The organism is Dictyobacter arantiisoli (assembly GCF_008326305.1).
GTDB classification, from domain to species: domain Bacteria; phylum Chloroflexota; class Ktedonobacteria; order Ktedonobacterales; family Ktedonobacteraceae; genus Dictyobacter; species Dictyobacter arantiisoli.
Window position 1 is genome coordinate 32,416 of sequence record NZ_BIXY01000016.1, and the last position, 17,367, is coordinate 49,782.

Below are 17,367 nucleotides of genomic sequence, written 5' to 3' on the forward strand. Positions count from 1 at the left end.
CTTACTATTCAACCGCTTCTGCCATCGGAGGCTCGGGCATCGCTTTTTCTGCGGGTCGCGTCAAGGCATCGAGCCAACTAGGTTTTGGACTCCAGCCAATCGCGACAACATGGGGAGCATGCTCTTTTTCGATTTCAACCAGACTCACCGAAGCATTATCAATGGAAAAATTTCCGGCTTTGCCAGCATCTAAACCAGCATAATGAGCCAGCAGGAGTTTAATCACATCTGCATGGGCCACGAAGACGGGATAGGACCCGATATCGTCCCTGGTCAGCCAGCGCTCTACAGCAGCGACAACCCGCTGTTGTACCTGAATAAATGTCTCAATACCTTCTGGAGCCACAGTTGGATTTTTGACATAGGCGTTCCAATCGGGATCTGTCTTCGCCAGCTCTCCAATAACCTGACCGGACCAGCGACCGACATTGGTATCCATCAAATCGGGTTCAAGCGTGATCTCAAGGGTGCGCCCCTGCGCCAGATATTCAGCCGTGTGATATGCACGTTCAAGAGGACTACTGATCAATGCACTAATCGGCACTTCACGTAAGCTTTCAGCCAGATGGGCCGCCTGCTCACGCCCTTTCTCATTCAGTGCCACACCCTCAAGCTGCCCGGGTAAACGATGTTCTACATTCCATGTTGTCTGCCCATGCCGTACAATAAGCAATGTTTGTTTCATACGCTTTTGAATACTTTCTCTATAGGTCGGATCTATCCAGATATGTATACATCTGCCGATAAAACGCCATTTCACACATAGAGCAAACCACAGGACGGCAAACCGACCGGACCATCCTTGCTGCCACCCCCGAATATTTTCCCATATCTGTCGCATATGAAGATCTCTTCTTCTGACGTACACGCTATCCACAAGGAGAGGCGACGCCATCAAACGTTTTCATCAAGCCGACTATTGTATCTCATTGTATCAGCGAAGATATTCAAGGTGCAACTCACGTTCTTTCAGATACTGGACAATGCCGTAGCTGCTTGCAGGCTATGCGCGAATGCAAACACTCAGCAAGACGATAAAAAAAGATGAGCGATTCTACCATCGCTCATCTTTTTTTATCGTCTCAGCATATTCGTATCTACACATCAGCGCTGGAGTATCCAGGAGATGCGAGTACTACGCGATACGTTTGCGTGTCTCGATAGCCTGGGGCAGCACACTATTCGTTACCACTGTATTCCCGGTCGAAAGCGAAGCTTGTGGCAATTTCCCTTGAAGGGATGGGATCGGGTCTGCATTACAGACACTGCCCGGCTGATTGTTGGTAATCTTACAGATTTGCGCGGTAAGATAATTGGCAGATCCCAGTACAGCACGAGAAATGTCGGTAGTTGGATCTTGTAGCTGGCTGACAATATAGTCATGCGTATTGCCAATCAGGATATCGTGAGGAAAGTACGCTCCAGCAGAGACATATTGATTCCCGACACTGATAAATGGGAAACTACCAGCGCTCGCCGCACTTGTATAAGGGGGAGCATCATAGGTGTTTACCAATTGCTGCTGCTCAGGTGTTAATTTCTGGAGCGGTTTTGGATTGGGCTGACTATTGTCAGAGACCTCAACCGGCACAAAGTCGATATAATCACTCTTGTACGCCGAATTAAAAAACGAGAACGTCGGCACACTGAGCTCGCCCGAGACAAGGGGAGATGGTGCTGTGGTGAAAGTTCCAAAACGGCTCAGCGCGACGATCATTGCCCAGCGTTGCGCCCCACAATAAGGACAAAACTCTCCACCCATATAAAACACTTGTGGTTTACCATTGGGGCCCTTAAGGACAGGCGTATTTTTGACTGGTTTAAGTACTGAACTGAGTCCAGACGACACACTACCAGCCCCCACCTGTGACAATAAAGCGGGCTTTACATTTGTCAGAGATTGATACACCGTTGATTTAACCGTGACGGCTTTCTGTGATGGCTTATTATTACCAAGCAGGACGAATCCCACAATGAGAAGAACTAATAACACCACAGTAACGCCGACAATCAACCAGGCATTCCTGGAGCTTTTCTTCGAGCGTCTGCTCCGGGCTTGATTACGGGCGACCTGGTTGCGTTGCCCACGTTGCACGCGTTCCTGTTCCCGGCGTTGAGCAGCAGACGTCGTATGATGCTTTACTTTTGCCATTTGAGCTACCTTTTCGATGGGTTGGTTCAATTTTCAGATTATTGTAGCATAGGAAAAAACCTGTACACGCTACTCTATGCAGGTCTATATCAATAAATACGAGCAGCCCTGTTGCATTGTTACCTTCGAGAGGGGGAATCACCGCACACTCTCGGCTCAGGGCCTTTCTATTCATCATAAAACATCAAACCTAATCCCATGTATGATACACTAAAACTAGCCTATCCCAAAATGATACATATCAATAAGTAAACGATGCAGCACATATAGTACAGGAGGAAACAGATGCAGTCCCGCTATGCTCAAAAAGGATTTATTCATCCTCGGCTCCAACATATTTCCCTGTCCATCGCACCAGGTTCTCAAGCACAGATTCGTGCCTTCTACGGCAAGCTCCTTGGATTACAAGAGAAACCAGTCCCTGCCTCCCTGGCGGATAAAGGATTAGTCTGGTTTGCCGCTGGTATTGGCGAGATGGAACTACATTTTGTTCCCGATACCCTTTTGCAGAGACCAGAAGAAAGCCGCCATTTCTGCCTTGAGGTAAATGATCTGGCATCCTATAAAAAGGCGGTTGAAGAGGCTGGCTATACGACATTTGAAGGATCGCCGATTCCTAACCGTCCCCGCTTCTTCTGTCTGGACCCGGCTGGCAATCGCCTTGAGTTCACCACCATTCTGAATGACTACAACAATGCCTGAAACTTCCATCCTCCTCCTCTCAATCCCCCGGAAGAATAGAGAGCCAATTGCATGCAATTAGTGCTTGACAAAGTCTGGACTATACGCTATAATCCATTTCGTTGGAGCGAAAGTGACAACAAGGCCTGCCTCGTTCGTCTAGCGGCCTAGGACGTTGCCCTTTCAAGGCAAAGATCACGGGTTCGAATCCCGTACGAGGTACTATTTTAGAAAAGCCTGGCATCACATAATTTATTTAAGTGAGCCAGGCTTTTCTGTATTATCCTGTCTGGGAGGTTCAGCCATGATGAGCGTTGAAGAAGCACTCTTGAATATGCTGTCAAATATCACGCCATTGTCCGTGACACATGTTCCTTTATCGGATGCACTGGGCTTGATTCTGGCTGAAGAAGTTATCGCGCGAGAGAACATACCACCTTTCGCTAATTCTGCCATGGATGGCTTTGCCTTACGTAGCCAGGATAGTAAGCCACAACAAAACCAACCTCCCCACTTACGGGTAACAGGTGGCGTCGCTGCGGGTTATATCGCGCATCATGCAATTGAGCCAGGCACAGCGATGCGAATTATGACTGGTGCTCCCGTTCCTCCTGGCGCGGATACCGTCATCCAGGTTGAGCTCACTCGCCATGGAGGTCCCAACGGTGATTGGGTTGAAATTCTGCAAGAAGTGAAACCCGGCAATAATATTCGCCCCGTGGGAGAAGATATGCGCAGCGGGCAAACCATTTTAACCACCGGGACAGAACTGGGTCCGTGGGAGATTGGCGTGCTGGCGACGCTGGGCTGGGCAACAGTTCCCGTTGTGCGCAGAGCACGAGTAGCCATTCTGGGCACAGGCGATGAGATCGTAGATATTGACCAACCACTGCAACCAGGCAAGATCCGTAACAGCAATAGTTACTTGCTTGAAGCTGCCGTCCGCCAGGCAGGAGCAGAGGCATATCGGCTGGGGGTAGCCAGAGATACTGTCGCCAGTCTCCGCGAAAAATTTGCTGAAGCGTCTCAGTATGATCTTATTCTTACCTCTGGCGGCGTCTCGGTAGGAGATTTCGATCTGGTCAAAGATATCATGGCAGAACAGGGAAATATCAGCTTCTGGCGTATCAATATGCGTCCTGGCAAACCGGTCGCCTTCGGTGATATCAGTGAGACACCATTGATAGGGCTGCCGGGTAATCCCGTTTCCAGTGCGGTTACCTTCGAGCTCTTTGCCCGTCCCGTCATTCGAAAACTCCAGGGACAACACAACCTGCTCAAACCTCAGATAGAGGTTACGCTGGCAAACGATATCCCAGATCGAGCCATGCGTCGTCACTATGTGCGTGCTGCGGTGGAATGGCACGCGGGACACTTTGTAGCTCGCACCACAGGAAATCAGGGCTCCAATATTATGACCTCACTTCTGCATACCAATGCCTTTGTGATCGTACCCGAAGGTGGCATCGTCACGCACGCAGGAGACACGCTCACCGCACTCATGCTGGATTGGCCCGAAGTAAACAGTTGGGATACCCTTGACCTCCAACAGAAGACGCAGCAGGAAGAATAAGTCGTATCCCACAGGATAGGATAGCTATTGCCAGGTTAAGGATAGGCTTCCTCAGAAGCATAACTGGATCTGCTCGCCAGCCGATAGCGCAATTTATCACGTGATATCCCCAACAAAGCGGCGGCTCGTACCTGATTGCCACCACAGCGTTTCAAGGCATCCTGGATAAACGAATATTCGATACCAGCCAGAAGCGCCGACAAATTTATGCCTTCGGCGGGAAGGTGTAAATTTTGTAATAAGTCAGATAATTGATAACTATCACTCGCAGATGCAGTAGATACGACATTAAGCAAATTTTGGGGTCGAATTACATTATCATCGCATAGGATACATCCTTGTTCAATAGCGTGTTGCAGTTCGCGAATATTTCCAGGCCATGTATAATGTAAAAGCAAACTCATAGCCTCATCACTTATTGACAGAGCTATCCCTCGACGCGCACTTTCCCTTCGCAAAAAATGCTCAATTAACAGAGGAAGATCCTCCTGACGTTCTCGTAAAGGTGGCATGAAAAGGGTAACTACATTCAAGCGATAAAATAAATCGTCGCGAAACATCTTTCGAGCCACAGCGGCCTGCAGATCTGTATTTGTCGCAGAAATAACGCGTAGTTGCACGTGAAACTCTTTTGTGCCACCGACACGCCGGAAACTGCATGTCTCAAGAAAGCGGAGTAATTTAGCCTGTAGAACCAAAGGCATCGCCCCAATTTCATCCAGGAAGAGGGTTCCTCGATGGGCACGCGCCAGCAGGCCATCGCGCGAAAACTTCGCATCTGTATATGCGCCCGCCTCAACACCAAATAACTCTGTTTCTAATAAATCCTCTGGAATAGCGGCACAATTAATAGGAACAAATAGACCCGGGGTTGAAGAACGGTGACTTAACTCATGAATGACGCGCGCAATAACATCTTTCCCGGTCCCACTCTCACCTTGAAGTAGAACCCTTGCAAGTGGATATGTCGCCACCTGATGCGCCGTCAACATGATATTCAGCAAAGCGGGACATCTACCAATTACCATGCCAGCGATGGGGTCTTCAGTCTCTATCGTGGTAACCACCTCAGCCGAAGCCTGTTTTTCCGACTGAAACACAACAACCTCCTCCACCTATCCAACACACTTAGATCAGGTTATCATTTACATATAGACTAGTAATCATGACTCATTGGCGCATACATGCCATTGATATCATCCAGAGGTCCACTTGGTGCCAATGGTTGCAACGGCTGTGGTGTTGTAATCCAACCTCGTCCAGGAATAAAGGTTGCCCCATTTCCACCATTCCCCCACTGTGACTCTGTCGTTACTCCATGCGTATCAGTCGGGCCGACAAAGGCTGGTGGCGTCATCAGATCAGCAGAAGGAGGAACAGCGGGAAGCGAAGCAGACCAGGGGGAGGCAGCCGCAGAGGCATAACCAGGAGCGACATAGCCATTACTCAATCCTGAAGCAACCAGATCGCCAGAAACTGGAGCAGGCGAAGGATCATCAGTTGGGAAAGACGGCGTAATCAGATCTTCAGCAATCAGCTCACCCACAATCGGACACACAATATCTGGTGTTGCGCCCAGATCCTGGCAAATTGCCATTAACGAGGTACGCCCATCCACATGCGTTAAAACACACCACTGATCCTGCGTAATCTGTACCTGCGGATTTTGCTCACGATACAGCGAGAGATCCTTGGGCAAGAGCACCATATCCGGCGTCATAAACGATGTATCAATACGCTTAGGCGGAACGGGATTGAGTACCGGCGTAGGCGACAAAGGAGAGGATGCAGCAACGGAATCCATATTGCCAAGAAACGATACAAAACCAGAATCGGTTTGCCGCGGAGCCTCATCCGAGAACGCTGGGGCAACATCAGCAAAGGAAGGGGTCAGGTCAGCAAAAGATGGCATCGCATCAGCAAAAGGTGGCGTAATATCAGCAAAGGATGGAGCTAGATCAGCAAAAGACGGCGTCGCATCACCTGAAGACGGCACTTTAGCCTCTTCCGCAGGAAGCGTTGAAAGCGATCCAGTCGATGGAAACGATGTCGCAAAAGAAGGGGTCGCAAACGGTGTATCATCAAAAAATTGTGAAGCGCTCATTAGCGTAGGAACGCGTGCCACGTCAGGAGACGGCTTGGGTTGAGTGCGTGGCGTAACTGGTGTTTGAGGCAAAGCGGGCGTTGAAGGTGGCTGCTGGGCAGGCAATGGAGGTTGCATAGCAACCATAGGTATTGGCGGCTCAATAGGACTATAGACCGCTGGGGGAGGCGGAACAGCCACAGGTGCAGGCGTCGTGGTGGCAGCGGCCGACCCGAGTAAATCCGAAAAAGACATAGACACCAGCAGGCGTTCAGCCGGTGGTGGCGTTCCTTCTTCGAAATAAATATCGCCAGCACTCCACAGCAGAAGTACTTTTAAAACCTCAACAGTATTATGAATAACCCAGGCACGCAGTCCGTCGCGACTGGCATTGCCAGTTTCCATCAATGTACGCGCAATCAGTGACTCACCCAGATTGGCATTCCCAAGGGTCTGGCGCACCTGATTCCATACATACAGTGAAATAACACCGTCCTGTACGAGGCGGTCACCAAGCGAGGCATATGTACGTAGAGGGCCAACGCATAATAGATGACCATCACGTATATAAAATTCAATCCATTGCGGGCTCTGCCGAATGATCAGTAAGCCGGTCTTTTCATGCCTCTCAAGTCGTAGCAACACATTTGCTAAACCGAACTGCTCTAATGTACCTATCAGTGACACAATACTTCACCGTCCGTCCCAAAACGGCCCTCATTTTGCCCCTGCCTTTCTCTTAGAGAACAGAGACACTACTTCCACGAGAGCCAACGACTACTTTTTCTATTTCAACCATATGCGCACAGTGTAGATTCTCGCAAAGCACCTTGAAATTCATTGTCAGTATCATCTGCTGCTAGCTAAAATTAGGGCATGATGTCCTGGCACGTTTGAGGCAATAGTAGATAAAATAAATCTAGAGCAGACGTTCATGTATATCATCTGCTCTAGAACGGAAGGAGAGGGATTCGAACCCCCGGGACTCTCATCCAGCTGTTTTCAAGACAGCCGCATTAGACCACTCTGCCATCCTTCCGCAGATAATATACCACAACTATGCCGACTTGTGAAGGGGTTTTATACAGGAATTTTCCAGGTTCAAGATATTCGTTTCACAGGTTTTCTATCCCTTCACACAAGACGTACCCTCTCTTATTACGTTGCAGACGAAAGTATAGATTTACCTACATATGGACATAGTACCTTTGGAACAACTATGGTATCGTCTGCCTGCTAATAAAACACTAACAGAGCAGCCATAGCATGACCAACCACCAATCTCGACCCATTCCACGCATAGAGAGAACTCAACCATGCCTTGCCAAGAATCAGCCGACACAATATATTGAAAAAGTTCAACTTTATTACACTGAGGCAGACGTGGAACCTCAACGGGATATGTTTTGCCACGTTTTTACAGGGCCTCAAGAATCACCTCAAAATGCTGGAAGATACGATCCAGACTTAGCATGTATGGCATGTATATAGTATAGCATAGAGCAGGATATTTAACCGATTTTGGAGACGCAGTAGTACATTAGCACTGGATTTCATTGCACAAGTTTGCAATTGTCGATCTTTAGGGGTTACAATAGAAAAAAGAAAATTGTACCCTTTAAAAATGTACTATTAGAATTTGGCAGGGCGGTTTTTGGAATGAGTCAATCAGTACAATTACTTTGTTCAACCGGTGTTTTTAGTCGTTATCCAGATCTCACAGGCTATCAAGCCATTCTTAAATATGGTCCTTACCTTGAGGTTGATGGCTTCGAGGTGATGTTTTATCCCTCCTGGTATTCCCATATCGAGCGCATCGCAGAAGAGTTTCAACGCTCTCAGCTCTGTTTTCCAGCAATGCATACCGAGAAAAATATTGGGACAACACTCGGTCAAACAGATCCAGCTGAACGCGCCCGAGGCGTTCATATGTTAGCTAAAAATTGTCAACTGGCTGGCTGGTTGGGCTGTAAAATAGTAGTGTTGCATCTCTGGAACTGGCCCGAGTTGGATGATAACCTGGATAATAATCTCTCTGTACTACACGAATGCTATGATATAGCCCTTCAACATGGCGTAGAACTAGCATTGGAAAGTATTCCAGGACGGCATTTTGATCCGCTAACGAATCTACAGCGTGCTTTCACCTATGAGCCGCGTAGCCACTTTGCGCTGGATACTGAATTTCTCGCTAATTACAAGCAGCTAGAAACAGTTTTCCAAACACCATGGCTATGGAAAGAGCAACGGACACATCATGTCCATATCAAAGATTCTATAGGACAGCCATTTGTAGACGGGAAACGCCGCTATCTCCATCCCGGTGAGGGACATATTGATTTCCAACGCTTCTTTTCACAATTGCAGGAGACAGGTTTTACAGGCAACCTGAGCCTCGAATCGCCAGCGATTACTATCGATAAGGAAGTGGATCTGGCACAACTCCATGCCAGCCTGAATTTTATACGCCGCTTTCTCTGGTAGCTATCAAACAGCGATACATCTACACATTGTGTGCATCTCAAACTCAACAGCAAAAAGTCAAGCATTTTTCATCAAATGCTTGACTTTTTGCTGTTGAGTTTGTATGATTGATTGTATGCAGAATGAAGTTATCTGCCGTGCTGTGCAAGATAAAATTGCACAGTTTCTGGCCTATCACTACCACTATAAAGCAATCACACATGTGCTTGCCGCATAAGCCTGATACATTTGCTTATGCGGTGGAAAGCAGTGCTGATGTCGTAAAGAAACGCTACGTGTCCACATCATGTGAGACGTAGGTTTGCTTCTCTCTGTACTTCTTCTTCTACCTTCTTCAAAAACCAGGGCGTCATCTCATCTTCTTCCCAAAGCAGCTTATGTTCAGGCATTCCTCTCCCTTACCTGCTCTGTGCTGTATGCATGTATGCATGTATGTATGCTCTACACGTGTGCCGACCTGCTCCCATTGTGCCGTGCACACCCTCAAAGGAAGATGCGATGTTATTAGTTCAATTTTCAAAAGTCAGTAAAGACTACGCAGGCAATGCAATTTTTGACGAGCTCGATTTAGAAATTTTGACTGGCGAACGGATTGGCCTGGTTGGAGAAAACGGATGTGGAAAATCAACCCTGCTCAAGCTGATAGCTGATCTGGAGACGCCAACCGAAGGCACTATCGCCCGGAAACGACGCCTGACTATCGGCCATCTGGCCCAGGAGATCGATCCTCGCCAGTATCATAAAACGATTCTGGAAGTAGTGCAGGAAGTATCTGAAGAATTTGCCGCACATCTTGCTTATCTGCGTCAACTTGAAAAACAGATGGCTGATCCCATTTTAACCAGCAATCCGACACGCTTGACGGCAATCCTAGAGGCCTATGACAAAGCCCAGCTCCGTTTTGAAGCCCTGGATGGATATAACGTTGAACACCGGGCCAGGACCGTACTGATGGGTCTGGGCTTTTCAGAAGCCTGGTATGATCAGACCCTGGGCTCCCTGAGTGGTGGAGAGAAAAAACTGGTAAATCTGGCACGTATTCTGGTACAAACACCAGATTTGCTCTTGTTGGATGAACCCGATAATCATCTCGATATCGAAGCCAAGCTCTGGCTGGAACAGTTTATTCGCGAATATCCAGGTACGGTGATGGTCATCTCCCATGATCGCCATCTCCTGGATCAAATCGTCAAAAAGATTTATCAACTCGAGGATGGGGCGCTGGATGTTTATACAGGAAACTATAGTGCCTATGTCAAAGAGCGACAGGAGCGTTTACAACAGCGCTATGAGTATTATCTGACTCAGCAGGATGAAATTAAACGCCTTGAAGCTAGCCTCATTCAATTGCGTGAATGGGCGAAACAAAACGATAAATTTGCTGGACGTATGCACAATATGGAGAAGCGCATCGCTCGTATTAAAGAACAACTCACACAGAAACCTGTCATGAGCCGGAATACCATCCAGGTCAATTTGAATGGAGAGCGTGGCGGCAAGAAAGTACTCGAAGTCAAAAATTTGAGTATTGCTATCAATGAGCGCGTGCTTTGCAAAACATTTGATCTGACTATCCTGCATGGGGAACGCGTAGGGATTGTAGGTGAGAATGGCAGTGGAAAAACCACGCTGCTGAAAAGCTTATTGGGCCTACGTCCCATCTCGCAGGGAGAGATTAAGATTGGCCCCAGTATCATCACAGGCTACTATGCGCAGGAACAGGAGACATTACCTTTTGAGCAAACGCCGCTCCATTTTGTCACGCGCTTAAAAAAGATGAGCGAGTCACAAGCGATTGCGCTACTCCGTCGTCTGTTATTCTCCTATCAGGATATGCACACACCTATTCGTGCTCTGAGTGGAGGAGAAAAGAGCCGACTACAAATCGCCCGTCTGATGCTGACAGAGGCGAATTTTCTGGTGCTTGATGAACCAACCAACAACCTGGATATTCCATCAGTAGAAGTGCTGGAAACAACGCTACAACAATTCGAAGGCACCATCCTCATGGTCTCTCATGACCGCTACTTTTTAGATCAAGTCGCGACAAAAATCATTGCCATCGAATCTGATCATACGGTACAATCTTATCCCGGCAATTTCTCCTACTACAGTGAGAAGCAACTCACTTTTTAGTAGCAGTACTATGCCAACAAAAAAAGCACCTCGTGGGGTGCTTTTTTTGTTGGCATGAGTTTTTCTTGAGAAGAATTTGAGATATTCCTGTGTTCTCCAGAACTCACATTGAGTTATCCCAGACTACACTTATTAAGCCGTGAGGAAAAGTATCGATTGAAAAATATTGACCGCTTCACGCTTGCGAGAGGGATATGTACAACACGACTGAAGGAAAAGCAATGACGACTGGAGCACGCATACTACTCGTTGAAGATGACGAGGTTCTATGTGATCTGGTAAGCCGCAATCTGAAAGCGCGCCACCATGAAGTAGCTATCGCCATGGATGCATTGAGTGCCATCCATTTCCTGCGAACCAGCGCCTTCGATCTGATCTTGCTGGACATCAATCTTCCCGATCAGACCGGATGGGATGTCTTACGAACAGCGCAGCAGGAGGGATGCATACACGATATCGGTGATGAGGCCCATAAGCTTCCAGTTGTGGTACTTTCCGCTGTACGTGTTAGCCCCCATCGCCTGGCCGAGTTTCATCCTCTTGCTTACTTGCCAAAACCGTTTCCGATGGAAACGGTGCTGCGCTTTGCAGCCGAGGCATCCCAGAGGAATCAGACAGACACGGTGTAGCACAGCATAACCTATTTTGCTGATACTTTTCCGGTCATACGAGGAGAAAGATATGCTTCTAGATCTCATTTGCATTGCCGTTTCAATTATCTCATTTGTTGTGTTTATCGGCTTCGCGGTAGGCTGCGATCAACTGTAGAGAGAGGGATGTAATGAACACTCCGCTGGAATATATCCTGGTTGGTATTGTCACATTACTTGTGATTGTATATCTGGTATTCGCGCTGCTAGCGCCTGAGAAATTCTAATGTACTGTTTTCAACTAAGTGAGGTGAAACTGTGACGCTCAATAGTGTCGCGCAGGTCCTTGCCTTTGTGATCCTACTGCTGGTAGTTACGAAACCAATGGGCCTCTATCTAAGCAGGGTCTTTAATGGTGAGCGCACCTGGCTATCGCCGTTTTTTGTGCCAGTAGAGCGTGTGCTCTATCGAATATCTGGTGTGAACCATGAAGAAGAGTCTTCATGGAAACGCTACGTCATTGATATGCTGCTCTTCAGCCTGGTAGGAATGCTGTTGTTGTACATCATAATGCGCACACAGCAATGGCAGGGAGCATTCTTCAATCCACAGGGAATGGGAGCGGTCGAACAGCGGTTGGCCTTTAATACGACAGCCTCCTTCACCACCAATACAAACTGGCAGAACTACGCTGGTGAACAGACGATGACCTATCTGACACAGATGGTTGGTCTGGCTTTTCACAACTTTGCCTCTGCAGCCACCGGCATAGCCCTGGCAGTTGCGCTGGTACGTGGCTTATCCCGTCGTAGCGCGCAACATCTGGGCAACTTCTGGGTTGATATGACTCGTTGTATGCTCTATATCCTGTTACCAATCTCAATTGTGGGAGCACTGGTGCTAGTTTCACAGGGTGTTATCCAAAATTTCAGTCCTTATATTACCGCACATACCCTGAATGGTGCGACACAAATTATTGCCCAGGGACCAGTCGCATCGCAAGAATTTATCAAAAACTTTGGCACAAATGGTGGAGGCTTCTTTAATGTAAACTCCGCCCATCCCTACGAAAATCCGAACATTATCACAGAGTATATTACGATCGTTTCAATCTTTGCCATTCCTGCTGGCCTGTTCTATATGTTTGGGAAAATGGTTGGCAATACCAGACAGGGCTGGGTACTCTGGATCGTTTCGATCATCCTCTGCCTGATCGGCGTCGTCGTCACGTTGACAGCAGAGCAGGGTGGAAATCCCATGCTAGCAAATCTCGGTTTGAACCAGCAAGTATCAGCCACGCAGGCTGGTGGCAATATGGAAGGGAAAGAGGTACGCTTCGGTATCACGCAGTCTTCTCTCTTCACCGTTGTCACAACTGATGCCTCCTGTGGAGCCGTCAATAGTTTCCTGGATAGCTATACACCAATTGGTGGTCTGGTACCCTTGATCAATATCGGTCTGGGTGAGATCGTCTTTGGTGGTGTTGGTTCAGGACTTTACGGCATACTGGTCTTTGCAATACTCTCGGTCTTTATCGCAGGCTTGATGGTAGGACGGACGCCTGAATATCTGGGCAAGAAGATTGAGCGCAAAGAGATCATGATGGCAGCAGTAGCAATTTTGATCCTGCCAGCTTCGATCCTGCTCTTTTCAGCTCTGAGCATAGTCTTACCCCAGGGTAGCAGTTCAATTGCCAATGCAGGACCGCATGGGCTAACAGAAATCTTGTATGCCTTTACCTCGGCCAACGGTAATAACGGTTCGGCTTTTGCTGGACTGTCAGGCAATACCCCGTACTATAACTGGACGCTCGGTCTTGCTATGATCATTGGTCGTTTTGCCTTCCTGATCCCGGTACTTGCGATGGCAGGATCATTAGTGAAGAAGAAAGTCGTTCCCGCGAATCTCGGTACCTTCCCTACGACAGGTCCATTGTTCGTCACCCTGTTAATTGGCGTCATTTTGATTGTAGGTGCGCTTACCTACTTCCCTGCCTATGCATTGGGTCCAATTGTCGAACATTTACTGATGATTTCAGGAAAGGCATTCTAATATAAAATGAGTACGCATATGACAAATAACGCTCCTGAAACACAAGCAGTACTAGAGCAGCCAGCAGAGGCGGAACTACAGCAGAAGAACAAGAAAAAAGGTAGCCTCTCAATCTTTGATGCAAAGATTCTGCGCCGTGCTGTGCTCGACTCATTTATCAAACTCGATCCACGAGTGCAGGTGAAAAATCCTGTTATGTTTGTGGTTGAGATTGGTAGTGTCGTCACAACGATTGAATTCTTCCGTTTATTGCTCTTTACTGCGCCAACAGGTGCATTCACCAGTGCTCAGTTGCAGAGTGAAACCTGGTTTGTGTTGGCAGTAGCGATCTGGTTGTGGTTTACCGTCCTTTTTGCCAACTTCGCTGAAGCCATGGCTGAGGGCCGAGGGAAAGCTCAGGCAGACACGCTGCGCAAAGCACGGACAACTACCAGCGCGAAGCGCCTGTTAACAAGCGACCGTAAGGGTAAATTTGAAGAGGTGGCCGCTCCAGATCTCCGTAAAGGTGATCTAATACTGGTCGAGGCTGGTGATGTAATCCCTGGCGATGGTGAGGTGGTCGATGGAGTGGCATCCGTCGATGAGTCGGCGATCACTGGTGAGTCTGCTCCTGTGATCCGTGAGAGTGGCGGTGATCGTAGCGCAGTCACAGGCGGTACACGTGTCCTCTCAGACTGGGTTGTGGTCAAGATCACAGCTAATCCCGGAGAGACCTTCCTGGATCGTATGATCGCTCTGGTTGAAGGCGCCTCTCGCCAGAAGACGCCAAACGAAATTGCCCTGAACATCCTGATTACCAGCCTGACGATCATCTTCGTGCTGGTCTGTGTCTCGCTCGAACCCTTCGCGATCTACTCCGGTACCGCCGTCTCGGTAACGACCCTGATCGCGCTGCTGGTCTGTTTGATCCCGACCACGATTGGTGGTTTGCTCTCAGCCATTGGTATCGCGGGTATGGACCGTATGGTACAACGCAATGTCCTGGCGATGAGTGGACGTGCAGTCGAGGCTGCTGGAGATGTCGATGTGCTGCTACTGGATAAAACTGGCACCATCACGATTGGGAATCGTATGGCAAGCCGTTTCGCTTCGCTGCCTGGTGTGGATGAGCGGGATTTAGCACATGCGGCCATGCTGTCAAGCCTGGCTGATGAGACGCCTGAGGGACGCTCGGTCGTTGTGCTAGCGAAACAAAAATATGGCCTGAGTGAAGAGGGTCAGGCGGATGCAACGTTTATCCCCTTCTCAGCCCAGACCCGCATGAGTGGCGTCGATATTGCTGGTCCCGGCGCAAGCTTACATTCAATCCGTAAGGGTGCTGGAGACTCGGTCGCCGAGTATGTGGCGGAAAACGGCGGAACATCCAGCGCTGAGTTGGATGCACTGGTCAATGATATCGCACGTCAGGGCAGTACCCCCCTGGTCGTCGCGGAAATTCAAAGTGCCAATGGTAAAACAACCGCTGCTCGCGTATTGGGAGTGATTGAACTGAAGGATATCGTGAAGAGTGGCATGCGTGAACGCTTTGATCAAATGCGCCGCATGGGTATTCGCACGATCATGATTACAGGTGACAATCCATTGACCGCCGCGGCTATTGCCAAAGAGGCTGGCGTCGATGACTTCCTGGCTCAGGCAACACCTGAAACCAAGATGAAACTGATTAAAGAACAACAACAAGGCGGGCGTCTGGTCGCGATGACTGGTGACGGTACCAACGATGCACCAGCGCTGGCTCAAGCAGATGTCGGCGTCGCCATGAATACCGGAACACAGGCCGCGAAAGAGGCCGCCAACATGGTGGATCTCGACTCCAATCCGACCAAACTCATCGAGGTCGTTGAAGTAGGTAAGCAGCTCTTGATCACCCGTGGTGCCCTGACCACCTTTAGTATCTCAAATGACGTCGCGAAATACTTCGCCATTATTCCGGCAGCCTTCGCCGTCACCTATCCGCAGTTAAATGCATTAAATGTTATGCATCTGGCAACACCCCATAGCGCGGTGCTCTCTGCTGTTATCTTCAATGCCTTGATTATCATTGCCCTGATACCGCTGGCACTGCGCGGTGTAAAATATCGGCCTATCGGAGCAGGTCCACTGTTACGCCGTAACCTGCTGATCTATGGTCTGGGTGGAATCAGCATTCCATTCATCGGTATTAAGATTATTGACCTTATTCTAGTCGCATTGCATCTGGCATAGGATGCCTGGTCAGTCCGAGGGGCCGCTCGTCAGCGGTCCCTGCCGATATGGCAGAACAAGTCAAAGGAAACAGCATTATGAATATGAGTATCGTGAATAAATCTCTCCGGCCAGCCATTATGATGGTGATCCTTTTTTCGATCATCATTGGATTAATTTATCCTGGAATTGTAACTGCCATTTCGCAGGTCATCTTCCCATATCAGGCGAACGGTAGCTTACATACCGTTAATGGTCAGGTCATTGGCTCGGATCTAATTGGACAAGAATGGACCTCTCCACGTTACTTCCATGGTCGTCCGTCCGCGACCCTCGCAAACGATGGCAGCAAGTCACAGCCCTATAACGCACAGAACTCAGCGGCATCAAACCTGGGGCCAACAAACAAGACATTGATCAAAACTGTGAAACAGCGCACAGAGGAACTACAAAAAGAGAATCCTGGTGTCGCAGTGCCAGTTGACCTGGTTACCTCATCTGGCTCAGGATTGGATCCGGATATTACACCAGCAGCAGCCTACTTTCAGATTCCACGTATCGCTAATGAACGGGGGCTCACACCGGATCAGGTCAAAAAACTGGTTGCAGACAATACCACCGGACGCTTCTTATGGATCTTCGGTGAAGCACATGTTAACGTTCTCAATTTGAACATTGCCCTGGATGCGCTCAAAAAATAAGAGTACTCATCTCTTTTACTGTTGAGGATAGAGGCAGGTTGCGCCTGCCTCTATCCTCAATTTCTATCTCCCTGCTTCATAAAAATGATCAGGATAGGATAGTTAACCGACGCTAAAAACAGGTAGGATAGCAAACAAATTACACGCAAATATCCCATTGCAGATTTCGGCACTTTAACATACACTATAGACTGTTGTTTAAAATATCGTTATGCCATTTCGCGTTATGAGGGTTCATGATTACCATTATCAAACTCGATCCTTTGGGGAGAGAAAAGGTGCGCTATACAGGCGACATTATCCATCGCTCACCCCACGGGGTTGTCGTTCAGGCCAATTGGACGATGACAGAACGGGACCTTGGCTATACGCGCTTTGAACCAGGAGATCGCTTTATCGAATATTATTATACCAATCGCTGGTTTAATATTTTCGATATCGCCTGCCCGGATGGTGTACGCAAAGGCTGGTACTGCAATATTGCTGAACCGGCACGCATTCTCGCAACCCATATTGAACAGGTTGACCTCTTTCTGGATGTCTGGGTTGATCCTAGGGGAAATCCTCTCATTCTGGATGAGGACGAGTTTGAAGCTGCCACAATGCTTCATCATCAACAGCGCCAAATGGCACGCCAGGGTTTACAAACGTTGCTCCATCTACTGGAAAACCGTACAGAGGTTTTTTCCAGTCTGGCAGCATTCTCGTGACGCTCTACGCTTAGCTAGAGC

14 protein-coding genes and 2 tRNA genes are annotated in these 17,367 nt (G+C 48.5%); 11 read left to right on the forward strand and 5 right to left on the reverse strand.

Annotation, left to right across the window (positions count from 1 at the left end; translation table 11 throughout):
- Positions 1–4: 4 nt before the first annotated feature.
- Both F1593_RS07405 and F1593_RS07410 read right to left on the reverse strand, forming a co-directional pair.
- Entirely contained in the window at positions 5–685 is a 681-nt protein-coding gene (locus tag F1593_RS07405) for a histidine phosphatase family protein (RefSeq protein WP_172631937.1), read from the reverse strand.
- 450 nt (positions 686–1,135) lie between these two features.
- Positions 1,136–2,152 (reverse strand): DUF929 family protein, encoded by a 1,017-nt coding sequence (locus F1593_RS07410; RefSeq protein WP_149400922.1) that lies wholly within the window; start codon positions 2,150–2,152, stop codon positions 1,136–1,138.
- Positions 2,153–2,437: 285 nt separating this feature from the next.
- Here F1593_RS07410 and F1593_RS07415 point away from each other — a divergent pair, with 285 nt between their 5' ends.
- From F1593_RS07415 to F1593_RS07425, 3 genes are all read left to right on the forward strand, one after another.
- On the forward strand, positions 2,438–2,854 hold the full coding sequence (locus tag F1593_RS07415) for a VOC family protein (protein WP_149400923.1): 417 nt from the start codon (positions 2,438–2,440) through the stop codon (positions 2,852–2,854).
- Between the two features lie 127 nt (positions 2,855–2,981).
- Positions 2,982–3,055: transfer RNA gene (locus F1593_RS07420), tRNA-Glu, on the forward strand.
- Between the two features lie 82 nt (positions 3,056–3,137).
- Positions 3,138–4,406, forward strand: coding sequence for a molybdopterin molybdotransferase MoeA (locus F1593_RS07425; protein ID WP_149400924.1), 1,269 nt, complete (start codon positions 3,138–3,140; stop codon positions 4,404–4,406).
- A 35-nt stretch (positions 4,407–4,441) separates the two neighbouring features.
- Here F1593_RS07425 and F1593_RS07430 read toward each other — a convergent pair whose 3' ends face one another.
- The 3 genes from F1593_RS07430 to F1593_RS07440 form a co-directional block, all read right to left on the reverse strand.
- Complete coding sequence (locus F1593_RS07430) at positions 4,442–5,506, reverse strand: sigma-54 interaction domain-containing protein (protein WP_149400925.1); 1,065 nt, start codon at positions 5,504–5,506, stop codon at positions 4,442–4,444.
- A gap of 56 nt (positions 5,507–5,562) precedes the next feature.
- On the reverse strand, positions 5,563–7,176 hold the full coding sequence (locus tag F1593_RS07435) for a DUF4388 domain-containing protein (RefSeq protein ID WP_172631938.1): 1,614 nt from the start codon (positions 7,174–7,176) through the stop codon (positions 5,563–5,565).
- Between the two features lie 269 nt (positions 7,177–7,445).
- A tRNA-Ser gene (locus tag F1593_RS07440) sits at positions 7,446–7,528 on the reverse strand.
- Between the two features lie 620 nt (positions 7,529–8,148).
- On the opposite strand from F1593_RS07440, the gene F1593_RS07445 reads away from it, so the two are divergent.
- The 8 genes from F1593_RS07445 (at position 8,149) to F1593_RS07480 (ending at position 17,346) form a co-directional block, all read left to right on the forward strand.
- Positions 8,149–8,973, forward strand: coding sequence for a sugar phosphate isomerase/epimerase family protein (locus F1593_RS07445; protein ID WP_149400927.1), 825 nt, complete (start codon positions 8,149–8,151; stop codon positions 8,971–8,973).
- A 498-nt stretch (positions 8,974–9,471) separates the two neighbouring features.
- Positions 9,472–11,109, forward strand: a complete 1,638-nt coding sequence (gene abc-f / locus F1593_RS07450) for a ribosomal protection-like ABC-F family protein (protein WP_172631939.1) — start codon at positions 9,472–9,474, stop codon at positions 11,107–11,109.
- A gap of 221 nt (positions 11,110–11,330) precedes the next feature.
- Positions 11,331–11,738, forward strand: a complete 408-nt coding sequence (locus F1593_RS07455; protein ID WP_172631940.1) for a response regulator — start codon at positions 11,331–11,333, stop codon at positions 11,736–11,738.
- A 152-nt stretch (positions 11,739–11,890) separates the two neighbouring features.
- Positions 11,891–11,986, forward strand: a complete 96-nt coding sequence (locus F1593_RS07460; protein ID WP_149400930.1) for a potassium-transporting ATPase subunit F — start codon at positions 11,891–11,893, stop codon at positions 11,984–11,986.
- Positions 11,987–12,017: 31 nt separating this feature from the next.
- Entirely contained in the window at positions 12,018–13,751 is a 1,734-nt protein-coding gene (gene kdpA, locus F1593_RS07465) for a potassium-transporting ATPase subunit KdpA (RefSeq protein ID WP_149400931.1), read from the forward strand.
- A 111-nt stretch (positions 13,752–13,862) separates the two neighbouring features.
- Entirely contained in the window at positions 13,863–15,956 is a 2,094-nt protein-coding gene (gene kdpB, locus F1593_RS07470; RefSeq protein ID WP_371873804.1) for a potassium-transporting ATPase subunit KdpB, read from the forward strand.
- An 83-nt stretch (positions 15,957–16,039) separates the two neighbouring features.
- Complete coding sequence (gene kdpC, locus F1593_RS07475; protein ID WP_216368808.1) at positions 16,040–16,636, forward strand: potassium-transporting ATPase subunit KdpC; 597 nt, start codon at positions 16,040–16,042, stop codon at positions 16,634–16,636.
- 236 nt (positions 16,637–16,872) lie between these two features.
- Positions 16,873–17,346: a ribonuclease FAU-1 family protein gene (locus F1593_RS07480; RefSeq protein WP_149400933.1), complete on the forward strand. Its 474-nt coding sequence runs from the start codon at positions 16,873–16,875 to the stop codon at positions 17,344–17,346.
- Positions 17,347–17,367 lie beyond the last annotated feature (21 nt).

Bases quoted from the DNA above. Each gene is read 5' to 3' on its own strand.
- F1593_RS07405 (WP_172631937.1), bottom strand. From the start codon at position 685: ATGAAACAAACATTGCTTATTGTACGGCATGGGCAGACAACATGGAAT.
- F1593_RS07410 (WP_149400922.1), bottom strand. From the start codon at position 2,152: ATGGCAAAAGTAAAGCATCATACGACGTCTGCTGCTCAACGCCGGGAA.
- F1593_RS07415 (WP_149400923.1), top strand. From the start codon at position 2,438: ATGCAGTCCCGCTATGCTCAAAAAGGATTTATTCATCCTCGGCTCCAA.
- F1593_RS07425 (WP_149400924.1), top strand. From the start codon at position 3,138: ATGATGAGCGTTGAAGAAGCACTCTTGAATATGCTGTCAAATATCACG.
- F1593_RS07445 (WP_149400927.1), top strand. From the start codon at position 8,149: ATGAGTCAATCAGTACAATTACTTTGTTCAACCGGTGTTTTTAGTCGT.
- abc-f (WP_172631939.1), top strand. From the start codon at position 9,472: ATGTTATTAGTTCAATTTTCAAAAGTCAGTAAAGACTACGCAGGCAAT.
- F1593_RS07455 (WP_172631940.1), top strand. From the start codon at position 11,331: ATGACGACTGGAGCACGCATACTACTCGTTGAAGATGACGAGGTTCTA.
- F1593_RS07460 (WP_149400930.1), top strand. From the start codon at position 11,891: ATGAACACTCCGCTGGAATATATCCTGGTTGGTATTGTCACATTACTT.
- kdpC (WP_216368808.1), top strand. From the start codon at position 16,040: ATGAGTATCGTGAATAAATCTCTCCGGCCAGCCATTATGATGGTGATC.
- F1593_RS07480 (WP_149400933.1), top strand. From the start codon at position 16,873: ATGATTACCATTATCAAACTCGATCCTTTGGGGAGAGAAAAGGTGCGC.